Genomic DNA, 16,789 nt, shown 5'->3' with positions numbered 1-16,789 from the left:
CGGCCACGGAATGGCCACGGACGCCCTCCTCCCTCTGGCGCGGCGGTCGTCGCCGCGCCGGAGGGAGACACATCGGCGCAGGCCACGGAGGCGCCCTCGCGGGCGGCGAGCACGGCTACCGTCGGATCGTCGCCGGGGCGGGTGCCCGTGCGGATGACCAGTACGTTCCGGCCGGTCAGGAGGCCGACCGGGCGGGAACGGCCGAGCCGCGCTGCTCACCGTGTCGGACGCGTGTCGGACGGGGCTGTCGTCGGAGTCGTAGAGAAGAAGCCGGAGACCGGTGACCCGGAGGTGACGGCGAGGCTCGGCCCGCCGGCGGACCTGGCCGCTGTGCACCGGTCCTTCCGTGCCGCCGGCAGGCTGCTGGAAGCCGCCCGTGCGTACGGGTATGCGCGGTGCGTACGACCTGAGCGACCTGTCCTGGCGCCTGGCTGAGCGCCCAGCCCGGACGCTCCGGACACCGCGGTGGAACTCAGCTGGGCCCTGGCGGCGCGCGAGCTGGGGACACCTCCGTGAGGCTGCTTACATGGCATCAGCAGGCCAGCGTGCATGGGTAGCGCCGAGCGACCGGGTACAAGGTGGTGTCCAGCGGTGGAGAAGCGGATGAAGGAGTTCAGCGAAAGCCACGACGATCCGTTCGCCCCGCACCTCGCCGCCTTGGCGGTGCTCGACGACCGGGGAGCCGTGGTCGGATGGAACCGGCGGGCCGAGGAACTGCTCGGCCATCCGGCGGCAGCCGTGATCGGTCGTCCGGCATCCGAGGTCCTGGTCGATCCGTGCGACCTGCCGGCTGTCAGGGAGGCCACGGCGAGCTGCCGGAGAGCCGGCGGCTGGTTCGGGGCGCTGAACGTGCGGCACCGCGACGGTCAGCTTGTGGAGATGGGGCTCAGGGCCCAGCCGCTCGCCCGCGACGACCGGATTCGCGAGTGGCTCCTCGCCGGGGCGCCCACGGCTGATGTCCTGGAGTGGCAAAGGGACCGCGCGGTGCTCGACGGGTTGTACCGCCGGTGTCCCATCGGCCTGGTCGTCCACGGCCCCGACCTGAGGCTTCTCAGGGTCAACCGGGCCATCGAACGCTTCACCGGCGTCCCGGCAGCGGAGTTTCGGGGGCTGAACACCGGCTGCTTCCTCCTCCCCGACGACGCACGCATGGCCGTGGACCGTGTGCGTCAGGTGATGGTGACCGGAAAGCCGATGGTCTATTCCGAGCAGTTCGTTCGCCTGGAGTGGGATCCGGCACGAGAGCGGGTCGCCATGGTCTCGTCCTTCCCCATGGAAGATCCCTCCGGCCGCATCCTGGGGGTGGCCGAGATGATCGAGGACATCACCGAACGCCATCAGGCCCAGCGCCGGCTCGCCCTCCTCGACCAGGCCGGCAGCCGTATCGGAACGACCCTCGACGTGGCAGAGACCGCTCGGGAACTCGCCGAGGTGATGGTCCCTCACCTCGCCGACCATGCGTCGGTGGACCTGCTGCAGCCGGTGACGCGCGGCGAGGAACCGGCGCAGGCCCTGGCAGGACCCGTGGTACGTGTGGGGGCCTACGGCGTCGGTGCCCAGCAAACCGGCCCGCCCCACCCCCATGGCGAGCCGGTGGAGTTCGCGCCCGGCACGCCATGGGCCAGATGCCTGGCCGAAGGGCGGCCCGTCCTGGAACCGGTTCTCCCGCCCGACTGGTTCTCGCCGGACGGCCGCCAGGGGACCCGCACTCCGGACCTGGGCGCCCACTCGCTGATCGTGGTACCCGTTGCCGCGCGTGGCCTCGTGCTGGGCGTGATGACCTTGTGGCGTTCGCGTCGCCCGGATCCGTTCGAGGCGGACGATCTCACTCTCGCCCAGGAACTCGCCTCGCGCGCCGCCGTGTCCATCGACAACGCCAGGCGCTTCACCCAGCAGCAACAGACCGCGTTCACCTTGCAGAGCAGCCTTCTGCCCCGGGCGGTTCCGGACCAGTCGGCCGTCGAGGTGGCCCTGCGGTATCTGCCGGCCAGCGCGGCTCCGGGCCTGGGCGGCGACTGGTTCGACGTCATTCCGCTGTCCGGGGCGCGGGTCGCCCTCGTCGTCGGTGATGTGGTGGGACGCGGCATCCACGCAGCCGCCACCATGGGCCGGCTGCGTACCGCCGTACACACGCTCGCCAGCCTCGACCTGGAACCGGACGAGGTACTCTCCCGTCTCGACGACCTCGTCAACCTCCTGGCGGCCGAACAGGAGGCGGCCGGCGAACGGCCCACGGGCGAGCAGGTCGTCGGTGCCACCTGCCTGTACGCCGTGTACGACCCGGTCACCGGGCGGTGCTCCGGGGCCCGGGCCGGCCACCCGCCGCCGGTGGTGACCGCTCCGGACGGACAGGCGGCTCCGCTCGACCTTCCTGCCGGCCCACCACTCGGCCTGGGCGGCCTGCCCTTCGAGGCCCGGGACGTCGAACTGGCCGAGGGCAGCCTGCTGTGCCTGTACACCAACGGACTCATCGGCGAACAGCACATCGATACCGACCTCGGCCTGGCCAAGCTGCGTGCGGCGCTCACCCGCCCTGCGGACGCGCTGGAACGGACGTGCCAAGCGGTGGTCGACTCACTCGTGCCCGCGCGCCCCACGGACGACGTCGCCTTGCTGATCGCCCGCACCCGCATGCTGCCACCGGACGATGTCGCCTCCTGGAGTCTTCCCCCGGAGCCTGCCAGCGCCGCCCGGGCCAGGGCACTGACCTCGGCCAAGCTGAGTGAATGGGGTCTGGAACACCTGGCGTTCACGACGGAGTTGATCGCCAGCGAGCTGGTCACCAACGTCTACCGCTACGCCAGTGGCCCTGCGACCCTGCGGCTGATCCGTGAACGGTGTCTGGTGTGCGAGGTCGGCGACTCCAGCCACACCGCACCCCACCTGCGCCGCGCCCGTACCACCGACGAAGGCGGGCGCGGCCTGTTCCTGGTGGCCCAGATGGCCGAGCGCTGGGGCACCCGCTACACCCGCGAGGGCAAGACCGTGTGGACCGAACAATCACTGACCGGCACGCTCGCTTGACCGTCTCAGGCCGCCGTGTGCCCTGAACGACCCTGGAGAAGACCGTCAGCAGCAGCGCGCAGCCCGCCCCGCCGTAGCGGGTGGCGAGCAGGGTGAGGAACGCTTCGGGCCGCGCGCCATACCGACTGGTTGGGATGACTGTCGGCCTGCTGAGGGTCACGTTTCAGGGATGACGCGGTTCCGCCGGGCGGGGATCGGCCGACGGCGGCGGATCAACGGGCGGGGTCGAGGAGGATCTTGCGGACACCGGCGGCGCGGCTGTTGAACAGTTCGTACGCGGCGGGGCCGTCGGAGAGGGCGAAGTGGTGGGAGACCACGGCCTCCGGCGTGATCCGGCCGGCCTGGGCGAGGGGGATCAGGGCGGGCAGCTCGTAATGGATCGAGCAGAGCCCGATGGCGAACTCCAGCTCCTTGATCTGGGCCAGTCCCATGTGCAAGGGGAAGGCCTTGCTCTGGCTGACGCCGATGACACTGACCCGTCCAGCCTGCCGGACGGCTTTGAGGGCCAGCCCGATGGTGGCGTCCGAGCCCACGGCCTCCACCACGGCGTCCGGACCGCGCCCCGCCGTCATCTCCCGTACGGCCGTTCGCGCGTCCTCGCCCTCGACGGGCTCGACGCCCAGGGTCTGGGCGAAGGCCCGGCGCTCCGCGACCAGGTCCACGCCCAGCACACGGGCCGCACCCATCATGAAGGCGGACTGCGCGGCCATGAGGCCGACCGGGCCCAGGCCGATGACAAGAACCGTTTCGCCGGGCTGAATGCGGGCCCGGCGGCAGCCGTACCAGGCTGTTGGGGCATTGTCCGTCAGGACGATGGCCGCCTCGTCCGAGATGCCTTCGGGCAGGTGCACCAGGTTGACATCGGCATGGGGCACGGCCAGGAACTGGGCCTGACTTCCCGGAAGGCGCGGGCTCACTCCGTAACAGAGGTCCGTCGGCGCATGGGCTCGCTCGCACCTGGCGGTGAGTCCCTTCGCGCAGGTTCCGCACAGTGTGCAGCCGACCGAGGCGGGAACCAGGACGCGGTCGCCCGGATTGAAGCGGGTGACCCGGTCGCCGGTGTCGACGACCACGCCGACGCATTCGTGTCCCGGCGTGTAGCCGGTCTCCGGGGTGAACCCGTGGCCGCCGTAGATGTGCAGGTCGCTGCCGCAGATGCCGGCCGTGGTGACCTGGATGACCGCGTCGGTGGAGCTGGTGACGGCCGGGTCGGGGACATCCTCGAAGCGGATGTCGTGGGGGCCGTGGTAGGTCAGTGCCTTCACTGGATTGACTCCCGCGGCGCGCCAAGGCGCCTTCATCAGTCATTAATGCACGTGTATTACTTTGGCGCGGCGACGCTAGCATGGCCATCCGTGACAGCACATGAGACGCAGGCCACGCCGCCCCGGAGCCGGAAGGCGGGTGAGACGCGCGCCGCCCTCATCCAGGCCGCCGAGCAGCTGTTCGCGGCGAAGGGCGTCGACGGTGCGTCGCTCAACGAGATCAAGCGGGCCGCGGGCCAGCGCAATGCGATGGCCCTGCAGTACCACTTCGGTGACCGTGCGGGTCTGCTGCGTGCCGTACTCGACAAGCACCTTCCCGCGGTGGACGCCCGCCGGGAGGTACTGCTGCAGCAGTACGAGGACGGCGGCGCCGTGGATCTCCGGTCCCTCGCCGCCGCACTGGTGCTGCCGGCCGCCGCGAAACTCGCCGACCCCGACGGCGGCCGCGAGTTCCTGCAGATCGTGGCCGAACTGCTCAACCGCCCCGAACCCCTGGTCGAGGCCGTCGTGACGGAGGGGTCGAGCATCTATCCCTGGCGGCGCCTGGTGGAGCCGCTGCTGGCCCCCGAGTCGACCGCGGTGTTCCATACCCGCTTCACCGCCATGCGGTTCTGCCACGCCGAACTCGCCGCCCGGGCCGCCGGACGCCCTCGCAGGGACGACCGGTTGTTCACCAGCCGTCTGGTCGACCTGGTCACCGCGTTGCTGGCCGCGCCGGTGTCCGCGCAGACCGCCCGACTGCTCCAGGAGCGAGACCGCAAGGGCGGGTTCGAGCGGAAGGGTTCGACGCGCTGACCGGTCCGGCCTTGCGGCTGAGCCGGACAGTGCCGGGGTACGGCGCGTGGTGAACATCACACGCCTCGACATACCTACTGGTCGGTACCCTGCAGCGAGGCCCTGAACGACAGGAGGCGCGATGTCCGTGACCAACCGACAGATCCGTCTGGCGGCCCGCCCCGTGGGCGAAGTGAAGCCCGAGGACTGGGAGCACTGCTCCGGGCCTGTCGAAGAGCCGGGCCCCGGCCTTTTCGCCGGCCGGACGCGCGTCATCTCCCTGGACCCGGCCATGCGGGGCTGGCTGGACGACCGCCCTTCCTATCTGCCACCGGTGGGCATCGGCGAGGTGATGCGCGCCGGATCGGTCGTCGAGGTCACCGCGTCCCATCACCCCGACTTCCAGCCGGGTGATCACGTGGTCGGTGTGTTCGGCGTCCAGGAATACGTGGTCTCCGACGGCAGGGGTGCCATGAAGATCGACACCTCCCTCGCCCCGCCCTCGACCTACCTGGGCGCGCTGGGCATGCCCGGCATGACCGCCTACTTCGGCCTGCTGGACGTCGGGGCCCTGAAGGACGGTGAGACCGTCGTGGTGTCCGGGGCGGCCGGTGCGGTCGGCACCATCGCGGGACAGATCGCGAAGGCCAGGGGATGCCGGGTCGTGGGCATCGCCGGAGGGCCGGAGAAGTGCGCGCTGCTCACCGACGAACTGGGATTCGACGCGGCGATCGACTACCGCGCCGAAGACGTCAGGAAGGCGCTGCGCAACCTGGCCCCCGACGGCATCGACGTCTACTTCGACAACGTGGGAGGGGACATACTCGACGCCGCCCTGACCCGGCTGGCGATGCACGCGCGCGTCGTGATCTGCGGTGCGATCAGCCAGTACAACAACGCCACGCCGGTCAAGGGCCCCTCCAACTACCTTTCGCTGCTGGTGCGCCGAGCCCGCATGGAGGGCTTCGTCGTCTTCGACTATGCAGAGCGCTACGCAGCGGCAGGCCGGGACATCTCCGCCTGGATCGGCGCCGGCCGCATCAAGGTCAAGGAACACGTGGTGCGTGGGAGTGTGGACGACTTCCCCGAGACGTTGCAGATGCTCTTCCGCGGGCAGAACGTCGGCAAGCTCGTCCTGGAGCTGACGTGACCGCCGTCGCGAGTGGGGCCGCCGCCCCGCGTCCTACGGAGAGTGGCGTGTCCTGGTCTCAGGATGCGGCCTCCCGGCCTCTCAAGCATCGGCGACCACACCGTCGGTACGTGCGGTTCGGTGCCGGTGCTGGTCCGGTGCCGACCTTCACGCTGTAGGTGCCGACCTTCACGCCATGGATGAGGAAAGACCGCGGAATATAGCCCCGATCGAGGCCCGGCCGCGATGAGGCCGGTCGTGCGTCAGGGCACCGGCCAGGGCTCTTCTCCTCCGCCCGCCGTCACGGACGTCGGGGGGAGCCGATCTCGCGGAGGATCCCGAAGGCCCGCAGCAGGGGCGCCGTGCCCGTGTCCGTGATGCCGGACGCCCGGCGCGCCCGGCGTGTCCTCAGCACGGCACGCACTGCGGAGAGGGCCGCGCAGGCGATCACGGCAGCCTTGAGGTCGGCGTCGGGCGTGTCCGGGGGCAGCCTGCGGTGCACCAGCGCGGTCAACCGCTCCTCGAAGTCGGAGAACGCCTGCACGAGGCGTGCCGTGATGACGTTCTCCATGTCCTCGAGCGGATGGCCGAGGGCGGTCAGGGTGGAGGCCGAGAACGGTTCGGCCGCCGCCAGCAGGGCGTTGCACACCGCGTCCAGGGGCTGCTCGTCGGCCGGACGCCGCGACAGTGCGTTCTCGACATAGGCGAAGATCTCGACGCCGTCGGGCAGCAGCAGGGCTTCCTTGCTGTCGAAATAGCGGAAGAAGGTCCGCACGGAGACGTTCGCGTATGCGGCGATGTCCGCGACGGTGGTGGCCTCGAAGCCGCGCTCCTTGAACAGGCGCGCGGCCCCTTCCAGCAGCAGGCGCCGCGTCTCCTCCTTCTTGCGTTCGCGCAGTCCAGCGGGGGCGATCTCACTCGGCATGTGCCGAAGCCTGTGCCATGGTGTCGCGACTGTCAATTGGCAGGCATGTCACGCGGAGCGCGGTGCCCACAAGTGCAAACTGGCACGGATGCCAATTGTCATTCGTGTCACTACCTCTCTAGAGTAAGTGTCACTCGTGACACTTTTTCTGGGAGGCCACGGTGCCCCGACCCACGCAGCACCTCGTGGAGCAGGCCGAAGCGCACGCCGACGCGCGACCTTCGGCGGATCCCGCCGCGACGCGCGGCGGACTCGGCCGCCTCGGCGGCTTCTGCGCCCGGCATCCGGCGACGGTCATCGCCGCCTGGCTGCTCGTCCTCGTGGCAGCCCTGGCCGGGCGGCACATCGCCGCACCCGCCTTCAGCGACGAGGTCAGCCTGCCCGGCACCGCCTCCCACACCGGCGCCGACCTCCTCGCCACCTCCATGCCCCAAGCGGGCCGGCCCAGCGGCAAGGTGGTCTTCCACATCGACTCCGGCACCGTGGCCGAGCGGCAGTCGGCACTCGACCACACGCTGGCCGACCTGCGCGACCTCCCGCACGTCACCGCCGCCTCCACGCTCGTGACCAGCGCCGACGGGCGCACCGCATACACCACCGTCTCCTTCGACGAGCAGCTGAAGAATCTCGGCCACGACTACACCGCGCGACTCGACACGGCGACGGAGCCCGCCAGGGCGGCCGGGCTCGGCGTGGCCTACGGCGGCGACCTCGAACAGGTGGTCAGGGAACCCGCCGACGACAAGCTGAGCGAAGGCGTGGGCGTCGCCACCGCCCTCGTCATCCTGCTGCTGGCCTTCGGCAGTGTCCTCGCCGCGCTGCTGCCTCTGGTCACCGCGCTGATCAGCGTCGGAGCCGGCCTCGGCATCGTGGGCATCGTCGCCGCCACCGTGTCCTTCGCGACGTCCGCCACGACCCTCGCCGGCATGATCGGCCTGGGCGTGGGCATCGACTACGCCCTGTTCCTGACCACGCGCTTCCGCCAGGACCTCATCGACGGTCGCGATCCGGTCGAGGCCGCGGCCCGCACGGCGCACACCAGCGGACGCGCCGTCCTCATCGCCGCCCTGACGGTCGCCGTCGCCATGCTCAGCCTGTATGCCTGCGGGCTGAGCTTCATCGGCAAGATCGGCCTGGCGGCCACCCTGGCCGTCGTCGTCACCGCCGGTGCCGCCCTCACTCTGGTTCCGGCGGCCCTGGGTCTGGTCGGCAGGCGCATCGACCGGCTCCGGCTGCGCCGCCTCGTCGCCGAGAGCGCAGGGGCGCACGACGGCTGGCACCGCTACGCCGGACTCGTCTCGCGGCGCCCCTGGACCTTCCTGGCCATCGGCCTCGCCGTCCTCGGCATATGCTCCGCCCCGCTGCTGTCCATGCGCCTCGGCCACGTCGACGCCGGTGCCGACCGGCCCGGCAGCAGTACCCGTACCGCCTACGACTGGATCGCGAACGCCGACGGGCAGGGCTTCGGAACCGGCGCGAACGGCCCGATCCTCACCGTCATCGACGTGAGCAGGACGAAGACCCCGGTCACCCGGATCTGCGACGACGTGACCGACGCTCTCCGGCACACCCATGGCATGGCTTCCTTCACCCCCGTCAAACCGAGCGCCGACGGGAAGGTCCTCGTCACCACGGTCACCCCGAACACCGGCCCGCAGGACGCCGCGACCGGCGCTCTCCTCGACACCCTCTCCGGGCAGACGCTGCCGAAGGCTCTCGACGGCACCGGCGCCCAGGCCTATCTCACCGGCAGCGTGGCCGGTCAGGCCGACTTCCGCGACACGGTCGGCGAGCGGCTGCCGATCGTCATCGGCATCGTCCTGGTCCTCGCCTTCCTGCTGCTCATGACGGTCTTCCGCAGCATCGTGATCCCCCTGAAGGCCGTCGTCCTCAATCTGTTCACCACAGCCGCGTCCTACGGCGTGCTCGTCGCGGTCTTCCAGTGGGGCTGGGGCGACTCGCTGCTCGGGCTGTCAGAGCCGGTGCCCATCGAGTCGTACGTCCCGATGATGATGTTCGCGATCGTCTTCGGGCTGTCCATGGACTACGAGATCTTCCTGCTGTCCCGGATCGCCGAGGCCTGGCAGCGCACCGGTGACAACCGGCTTGCCGTGGGCGAGGGGCTGTCCGCGACGGCGCGCGTCATCTCCGCCGCGGCGCTCATCATGACCGCGGTGTTCCTCTCCTTCACCGCCTCGCCGACCGTGGTCGTGAAGATGCTCGCTCTGGGACTGGCGATCAGCGTGATCGTCGACGCCACCGTGGTCCGCCTCGTCCTGGTGCCGTCCGCCATGTTCCTCATGGGCAAGGCGAACTGGTGGATCCCCCGCCGACTCGACCGGTTCCTCCCGAAGTTGTCTGCCTGACCGCCTCACCCGCCCGCCCGGCCCATCGTTTCGGAGTGAGTGACCACATGACCGGTAACCGCCGGAGCAGGATCCGTATCCTTGTCGCGATCACCGCGATACCGGCCGCCCTCGTGTGCGCGACCGATCTTCTCGTCGAGCACAGGGCCGAGGAGCGCATCGCCGCCCGGGCAGCGACCTGGCTGAAGCCGGACGGGCCGGTGCACGCCGACCTCACTACGCCGCTCGCGGGACTTCGGACCCTCGCCGGGGACGTCGGCGACATCGAGGTCAGCGCCAAGGGCGTACGCCGTCAGCACACCGTCATGAACGTGTCCGTCCGTCTGAAGGACGTCACCACGGGCGGCGACAGCGCCGGTGGCACCGGGACCGCCACCGTCGGATACGACCAGGTGACCCGGCGCCTGGGCGCGCTGGGCGCCGGCGGCCTGACAGCCGCCGGCGGTCAGGACGGAGCCCTGCTCCTGAGCGGGAGCGTCGGCCGCCTCGGGCTGCCGGTCACCGTGCGGGCCGAGCTGTCCGCGACCGCGGACACGCTCACCCTCACGCCCACGACCGTCAGCGTCCTCGGCCGCAACGTGGCGGTCGACGACCTCGCGGCTCGCCCCGGGGCCTCCGGGCTGCGGGACGAACTCGCGCCCCGGACCCTGGCCGTCACCGGCCTGCCCCGCGGCGTCGCGCTGACCTCGGCACACGCCACCGATCACGGCCTCGTCCTCGCCTTCTCGATCGCGCCCGGCCCGACACCGACTGCGGCCGGCGGAGCCGCTTGGCGACAGTGCTGGTCGTGTCCAGCACGAACGACAGCGCGCCGGGTACGAGCGAGGCGGGGGATACCGGCGGCCACTCGCGCTGACCGCCCTGCTGAGCCGCCCCCGGCTGCCTCGCGGGTATGCGGGTATACGGACCGCGAGGCAGCCAGGCGCACTGTCGGTGGATCAGCCTTGGGCGAGGAACGTCCTGGCCCTACCGGAGCGGCTGGCGCAGGACCGTTGCTCCGTAGCGGTCATCTTCCTGGACTTGACGACTACCGCATTGCTCTGGCCGTCCGTCCCGTTCGGGGCAGGCCCGGTGATGGCGTCGGGGACGAACCAGAAGTAGTGACCCCACTTCCGGTCGTCGTAATGGGTCTGCCATGTGCCGGAGACGGTCTGCATCACCTGCGCACGGGAGATCCAGCCGACTTCACCGGGCTTCACCGTCATGTTGACGGAGCTGGTCTCCGAGTGCGTGCTCGACCAGGTGTGGCTGTAGGTCGCCGTCACGCTGAGGTCGATGATGTCCGCTATCTTTCCGCCGACGGTCACGGATACGCCCGCCGAGTCCGTGGAACCGACTGTGTCGGACCAGGTCATCGACTGGGTGGCAGGCGAGGTGCTGCAGTTGTAGAGCGAGTCGGAGACCCGGTGGAAGTTTCCGAGATACGCCTGACCCAACTGCGGGTCGTTGAAGGTGCACTTCCCTTCACCCGAGTCGCAGTCGGCTATGAGTTGTGCCCGGGTGGGCTGGTCATCGGCCGAGGCCGGAACGGCTATCGCCGCGACCATGCCCAGGGCAGCCGCTGAGAGCGCCAGCGTCCGTCCGCTGCAGCGCATCCTGCGGTTGTTCGCCATACATGTGCCTTTCGCTGTGCATGAGGGGGGTCGGCGATCGCAGGAAGAGCGTCTGAAGTCACCGCGATCACCGCCTGTTGCGATCCAGGAGACGCAACAACTGACTTATCTACACCACCAGTTGATGGAATCCCAGCCGTGAGGGCCTTCTGCCTGTAGGTGATCGGCGGGACCCACGGGGGAGGGCATGGCCGCCCGATGAACCCCATTACGTTCCGAGGTTCGTCGGCTACTTTCGGTTCTCCCCGGTCGGGCCCTTGTTCGCATGCTGCGATAAGCTGTGACAAAAGTGTCTGTGCCCGCCGGTCCCTCGCGGCTCAGCCGCCCCGAACGGCGCGGCATGGCGGTCAACACTGCTCGGTCAGCGGGAAATCCAACAGTGCCAGGAGGGCAGTTGCCTTCCCGTGGGTCCGTTCTCCCGTAGGTCGGTTTTCATGGACCTGAACACCATCACCGAAGTAATCCGGCGACCGTCGGAGCGGCCAGGCATGGACTGGCACGAGGGCGATGCCTGGCTCGCAGGCGGAACATGGCTCTATTCCACGGAGCAGCCGGACCTGCGAAGGCTGATCGACCTGACGGCGTTGCCTTGGGAGCCCCTTGTTCCCACTGACGAGGGCCTGGAGATCAGCGCCACTTGCACCATTCGCGACCTGTACGCCTTCCCATGGCCGCAGAGCTGGACCGCCGGAATTCTCTTCCGGAAAAGCTGTGAGGCATTCCTGTCCTCGTTCAAGGTCTGGAACGCGGCGACCGTCGGCGGAAACATCTGCATGTCCTTGCCCGCCGGCCCGATGATCACGTTGACGGTCGCGTTGGAGGCGCAGTACGAACTATGGGCGCCCGATGGCTCCGTGCGTTTCGTCGACGCCCTCGATTTCGTCACGGGCGACCACCGCAACGTTCTCGCCCCCGGGGAGATCCTCCGACGCATCACCATTCCGGAGCACGCGCTGCGCAAACGCACCGCGCACCGTCGCTTCACGCTGACCCGGCTCGGCCGTTCGACGGTGTTCCTCGTCGGCACGCAACGGCTGGGAGTGAATGACCTGGTGCTCACCGTCACCGCCGGCACCACTCGGCCGGTCCGTATCGCCTTCGACTCCCTGCCCGATGTCCGAACCCTGAGGCAGAGCATCGACGCCGTGCCCGCCGACGTCTGGTTCGCCGATCCCAACGGAACCCCTGACCACCGTCGGCATCTGACACGGCACTTCGCCGAAGAGATCCGCCGCGAACTCACGGCTGGGGACTTGGCATGAGTTACCTCGTGAACGGCAACACATTCGACCGGGAACCAGCCCCCGGCCAGTGCCTGCGCACCTTCCTGCGCGAACTCGGCCACTTCGGCGTCAAGAAGGGGTGCGACGCGGGCGACTGCGGCGCCTGCACCGTGTGGCTGGACGGCACACCGATACACAGCTGCATCACCCCCGCGTTCCGCGCGGACGGCCGGGAGGTGACCACGATCGAGGGCCTTGGACGCCCCGGCGCCCCGCATCCCATGCAGCGGCAGTTCGAGGACGCTCCGGGGTTCCAGTGCGGTTTCTGCACCGCAGGGATGATCATGACGTCGGCGACCTTCACCGAGGACCAGAAGGCGGATCTGCCACGGGCGTTGAAGGGCAACCTCTGCCGCTGCACCGGATACCGGGCCATCGAGGACGCCGTGAAGGGCGTCAGCGCGGTGGAGACGGCAGCACCGGGCAAGGCCGTGGGGACGAGCGTCGGCGCTCCCGCGGGCCACGACGTGGTGACGGGTCACGCCGAGTTCACCATGGACACGCACATTGACGGCATGCTGCACCTCAAGGTGCTGCACTCACCCCACGCGCACGCCCGGATCCGCTCGATCGACAAGAGCGCCGCCCTCGCGGTGCCCGGCGTGCACCGGGTCTACACCTGGGAAGACGTACCCCGCAGACGCTTCACCACGGCGATCCACACCGATCACCTCGTCGACCCGGACGACACCTACATCCTCGACGACACGGTCCGCTTCGCCGGCCAGCGCGTCGCCGCGGTCCTGGCCGACACGGTCGGGGCGGCCGAGGAGGGCTGCCGGCGTCTCGCGGTCGAGTACGAGGTGCTGCCGGCGGTGTTCGACCCGGAGGCGGCGATGGCCGACGGCGCACCCCAGCTGCACGGTTCCGACGATCCGTTCGTCCGCGACCCCGTCCACAACATCCTGCTCGAAATCCACTCGCACATCGGCGACGTCGACACGGGATTCGCCGCGGCCGACGTGATCCACGAAGGCACCTACTTCTCACCGCGGGTGCAGCACGCGCATCTGGAGACCCACGGTTCCATCGCCTGGATGGAGGACGGCCGGCTCAACGTCCGCACCAGTTCGCAGTCACCGTCGATCGCGAAGGTCAAACTGGAGTACCTGTTCGCGCTGCGCCCGGACCGGGTCAGGGTGTTCTGCAAGCGCGTCGGCGGCGGATTCGGTGGCAAGCAGGAGGTGATCGCGGAGGACCTGGTCGCGCTCGCCACCCTGGACACCGGGCGGCCCACCTGTCTCGAATACACCCGTGAGGAGGAGTTCACCACGGCCTCGCCGCGACATCCGATGACCCTGACGGTCAAGCTGGGCGCGAAGGCCGACGGAACGCTCACCGCGTTCCAGGTGCGCAACGTGTCGAACACGGGCGCCTACGGCAACCACGGCGGCGAAACGGTGTACGCGGGCGGGGCCGCCGTCATGATCTACCGCTGCCCCAACAAGAAGTACGACGCGTACTCCGTCTACACGAACACCGTGCCGAGCGGGGCGCTGCGAGGTTACGGGATGACGCAGCCGGCCTTCGCCGTCGAGTCGGCGATGGACGAACTGGCCCGCGCCCTGCACATCGACCCGCTGGAACTGCGCCGACGCAACATCGTGCGGCCCGGTGAGCCCCTGGTCGCCCTGCACGACGGCCCCGACGACGTGATCTTCACGGAGGACGGACTCGCCACATGCATCGATCTGGTGGGCGACGCCCTGGCCCGTACGGCCGGCCGGCCGCCTCCCGGCCCTGAGTGGCTCGTCGGAACCGGCGTGGCGAGTTCCCTGCACGAGACCGCGCCCCCGACGGAACACATCTCCGAGGCCTGGGTCACGCTGGGCGACGATCTCATCTACGAACTGGCCGTCGGGACCCCCGAGTTCGGGGAGGGAACCTCCACGGCACATGTCCAGATCGCCGCCGACCAGCTGGGCACGACGCCGTCGCGGATCCGTCTGGTGCAGTCCGACACCGATCGCACGGGATTCGACACCGGTGCCTTCGCCAGCGCGGGCCTCTTCGTGGCGGGCAACGCGGTCCTGCGGGCGGCCAATGCCGTGCGCGACCGCATCCTGGAATTCGCAGCGGCGCACACCGGCGTCCATGTCGTGATGTGCGCGATGGACGACGACGGTGTCGTCTGCGGGGACCGGAGGATGTCGCTGGCCGAACTCGTCGCGCTCGCCCGGGCGCGTGGAATCCGTTTCACCGCCGCCCGCAAGGCATACGGCTCGCCCCGGAGCGTCACCTCCAACACGCAGGGGTTCCAGGTCGCCGTGCACCGCGTGACGGGTGAGATACGGATCCTGTACAGCGTGCAGGCGGCGGACGCCGGGGTGATCATCAACCCGGCGCAGGTCCGGGGACAGATCGAGGGCGGTGTCGCCCAGGGAATCGGCTTCGCGCTGACCGAGAATCATCACATCGACGACAGCGGCGTCATGGTCAACCCGAACTTCCGCAACTACCGCATCCCCACCTACGCCGACATCCCCCGTACCGAGGTCCTCCTCGTGGGCTCCGCGGATTCGGTGGGGCCCATGCGGGCCAAGGGGATGGCCGAGTGCTGTATCAACCCGGTGGCCCCCGCGCTCGCGAACGCGGTGCATGACGCCACGGGCGTCCGCTACCGTGCGCTGCCGCTGACTCCGGAACGCATGTACGGCCGACTCCCCGCGGAGCAGTCGGTGTCGGCAGGTTGAGCCACCATGAACACCGGACAGAACGGAGCCGCCGCGGCGACGGCGATCACCGGCCAGAAGGTGCTGCCAGGGGCGGAGCGCGAGTTCGAGTCGTGACAGGAGGACCTCAACGCCGCGGCCGCCTATTTGTGAGCAGCGGCACGCAGTCACTGGATCCACTTTGTCGCTGCTTTCTTGGCGTGTCTCACATTCCTCAACTCCCGTTGACTGGACGTGGGGTTAGCAGTTGATGAGGGTCGTGTCGCGGACGTACCGTCCCGCCGCGTGTCGGTGCACTTCTTCTCTGTCGAGGGTTGGCAGTCCTGGGGGCTCGATGGCGAGCCGTTGATCCCTGAGCAGATGCCGGTGCTGTTCGACGACGACTTCCTGTTCGAGGACGAGGGCGGTCCGCGGGCGACGCGGGCGGTGAATTCCTGGCTTCGTACGCTGCCGTCGAGCGGGGCGCCGTCGCCGAATTCGTGGCGGGCGTACGCGTTGGCGGCCCGGGATTGGCTTACGCATCTGCGTCGGCACCGTGTCGCGGTGTTCGGTACGCGGCAGGAGCTGGTGGCCGCGCTCGGTACGTACGCGGACCGTCGACTGTCGGGGCCGTTGGACAAGCGGCTGGAGTTTTCGTCATGGGAGTTGCAGGTCACGGCGCTGAGCCGCTTCTACGACTGGGCCGAGAGCGAGGGCCTGGCCAGGGCGGTGCCGTTCACGGTGGCCACCGGCAAGCGGATGGTGCAGGGCCGTCTGGTGGAGACCCGACACAACCGGGCCCGGCTGCGGCGGCCGAAGCCGCACGTGAAGGTGCAGTACCTGGGGTCGGATTTCGCCGATCTGTTCCGCTACGGCCTGGCCGGGCTGGGCCCGGATGGGCTGGAGGACGCGACGTTCCGCGGCCGGTTCCCGGGCCGGAACGCGGCGATGGGCGGCCTGGTGCTGGGCACCGGGATACGGAGCCGGGAGTTCACTCACCTGCTGGTCCATGAGGTTCCGCCGCTGCCCGCTGAGCCGACCGATGTGCCGATCCCGTGGGTGGTCCCTGAGCTGGCGGCCAAGGGGCGGAGGTTCCGCACGACGTGGATCGACTACTCCTCGCCGGCGGCGGTGCACTCCTGCATCGCCCTGGACAGGGAGATGTCGCAAGGGTCGTGGCGGCCGCGGAGACCGCTGGTGGTGGAGGAGGCGGACTTCTACGGCGGCCGGGTCAACGGCCGGCGCACCCGCTGGTCGGCGCTTCGGCCGGAGGAACGGCTGCGGCTGGTCGGCCCGGAGGGAGGCTCGCTGCTTCTGGCGAGGCAAACTCGCCCGCACACACACCGAGCTCACCCAGCTCAAGGAGCGACAACGGCTCCTCCTGTCCGTCTTGGCCGCCAAAGACGACGAGCTCCAGCGGCTCCGCCGCGAGCTGAGCACGTTGAGCTGCACATCCCTGGCTCCCGTCCCGAAACAGCAGGAGGACGCCTCCACGGGCGTCCTCCCCATGCACCGGACCTGAGAGGGTTCAGTGAAGATCCGACTGGACCTCGGTCAGTCGATGCCTTCGACGATGCGGAAGTCGCGCTCGACGCCGTCGGAGAGCGCGACCAGCGCCTCCTGGTAGGCCTCACTCTCGCGCGCCGCGACGGCCTGCTCGAAGCTGTCGAACTCGATCAGGACGGTGCGCTCGGCGATTCCGGCGTCGTGGGCGACGACCCGACCGCCGAGGGCGAGCCTCCGCCCGCCCCCGGCCTGA

The 16,789-nt window shown here is 69.7% G+C and carries 10 protein-coding genes and 1 pseudogene; 7 read left to right on the top strand and 4 right to left on the bottom strand.

Going from position 1 to position 16,789, the window contains the following annotated elements; genetic code table 11:
* Positions 1-603 precede the first annotated feature (603 nt).
* A complete protein-coding gene (locus AB0L75_RS35600; protein ID WP_365189660.1) occupies positions 604-3,024 on the top strand; it encodes a SpoIIE family protein phosphatase in 2,421 nt (806 codons plus the stop codon).
* Positions 3,025-3,236: 212 nt separating this feature from the next.
* Here the strand turns inward: AB0L75_RS35600 and AB0L75_RS35595 are convergent, their stop codons facing one another.
* Positions 3,237-4,289 carry an alcohol dehydrogenase catalytic domain-containing protein gene (locus AB0L75_RS35595; RefSeq protein WP_365189658.1) on the bottom strand — a complete coding sequence of 351 codons (1,053 nt, stop codon included), beginning with the start codon at positions 4,287-4,289 and terminating at the stop codon, positions 3,237-3,239.
* Positions 4,290-4,379: 90 nt separating this feature from the next.
* Between AB0L75_RS35595 and AB0L75_RS35590 the strand changes: the two genes are divergently transcribed.
* Together AB0L75_RS35590 and AB0L75_RS35585 are read left to right on the top strand one after the other, a co-directional pair.
* Positions 4,380-5,084, top strand: a complete 705-nt coding sequence (locus AB0L75_RS35590) for a TetR family transcriptional regulator (protein ID WP_365189656.1) — start codon at positions 4,380-4,382, stop codon at positions 5,082-5,084.
* Between the two features lie 121 nt (positions 5,085-5,205).
* On the top strand, positions 5,206-6,213 hold the full coding sequence (locus tag AB0L75_RS35585) for an NADP-dependent oxidoreductase (protein WP_365189653.1): 1,008 nt from the start codon (positions 5,206-5,208) through the stop codon (positions 6,211-6,213).
* A gap of 280 nt (positions 6,214-6,493) precedes the next feature.
* Here the strand turns inward: AB0L75_RS35585 and AB0L75_RS35580 are convergent, their stop codons facing one another.
* Positions 6,494-7,117 carry a TetR family transcriptional regulator gene (locus AB0L75_RS35580; protein ID WP_365189650.1) on the bottom strand — a complete coding sequence of 208 codons (624 nt, stop codon included), beginning with the start codon at positions 7,115-7,117 and terminating at the stop codon, positions 6,494-6,496.
* Positions 7,118-7,278: 161 nt separating this feature from the next.
* On the opposite strand from AB0L75_RS35580, the gene AB0L75_RS35575 reads away from it, so the two are divergent.
* Positions 7,279-9,483, top strand: a complete 2,205-nt coding sequence (locus tag AB0L75_RS35575; RefSeq protein WP_365189647.1) for an MMPL family transporter — start codon at positions 7,279-7,281, stop codon at positions 9,481-9,483.
* A gap of 47 nt (positions 9,484-9,530) precedes the next feature.
* Positions 9,531-10,196, top strand: a pseudogene (locus AB0L75_RS35570) (LmeA family phospholipid-binding protein); the annotation flags it as partial.
* Positions 10,197-10,421: 225 nt separating this feature from the next.
* On the opposite strand, the gene AB0L75_RS35565 reads toward AB0L75_RS35570, so the two are convergent.
* Complete coding sequence (locus AB0L75_RS35565; RefSeq protein WP_365189644.1) at positions 10,422-11,096, bottom strand: hypothetical protein; 675 nt, start codon at positions 11,094-11,096, stop codon at positions 10,422-10,424.
* A gap of 434 nt (positions 11,097-11,530) precedes the next feature.
* Here AB0L75_RS35565 and AB0L75_RS35560 point away from each other — a divergent pair, with 434 nt between their 5' ends.
* Positions 11,531-12,358, top strand: coding sequence for an FAD binding domain-containing protein (locus tag AB0L75_RS35560; protein WP_365189641.1), 828 nt, complete (start codon positions 11,531-11,533; stop codon positions 12,356-12,358).
* Complete coding sequence (locus tag AB0L75_RS35555) at positions 12,355-15,072, top strand: molybdopterin cofactor-binding domain-containing protein (RefSeq protein ID WP_365189639.1); 2,718 nt, start codon at positions 12,355-12,357, stop codon at positions 15,070-15,072. Before AB0L75_RS35560 ends, AB0L75_RS35555 begins: the two co-directional genes overlap by 4 nt.
* Positions 15,073-16,584: 1,512 nt before the next feature.
* Here the strand turns inward: AB0L75_RS35555 and AB0L75_RS35550 are convergent.
* Positions 16,585-16,789 (bottom strand): DUF1330 domain-containing protein (locus AB0L75_RS35550; protein ID WP_365189637.1); only part of this gene is annotated, 205 nt, incomplete at its 5' end.

The organism is Streptomyces sp. NPDC052101, assembly GCF_040680235.1.
Classification (GTDB): Bacteria; Actinomycetota; Actinomycetes; order Streptomycetales; family Streptomycetaceae; genus Streptomyces.
The sequence above is the reverse complement of the archived record's forward strand: the minus strand, read 5'-3'. Positions and strand labels throughout refer to the sequence as shown.

Bases quoted from the DNA above. Each gene is read 5' to 3' on its own strand.
- AB0L75_RS35565 (WP_365189644.1), bottom strand. From the start codon at position 11,096: ATGGCGAACAACCGCAGGATGCGCTGCAGCGGACGGACGCTGGCGCTC.
- AB0L75_RS35580 (WP_365189650.1), bottom strand. From the start codon at position 7,117: ATGCCGAGTGAGATCGCCCCCGCTGGACTGCGCGAACGCAAGAAGGAG.
- AB0L75_RS35560 (WP_365189641.1), top strand. From the start codon at position 11,531: ATGGACCTGAACACCATCACCGAAGTAATCCGGCGACCGTCGGAGCGG.
- AB0L75_RS35585 (WP_365189653.1), top strand. From the start codon at position 5,206: ATGTCCGTGACCAACCGACAGATCCGTCTGGCGGCCCGCCCCGTGGGC.
- AB0L75_RS35600 (WP_365189660.1), top strand. From the start codon at position 604: ATGAAGGAGTTCAGCGAAAGCCACGACGATCCGTTCGCCCCGCACCTC.
- AB0L75_RS35555 (WP_365189639.1), top strand. From the start codon at position 12,355: ATGAGTTACCTCGTGAACGGCAACACATTCGACCGGGAACCAGCCCCC.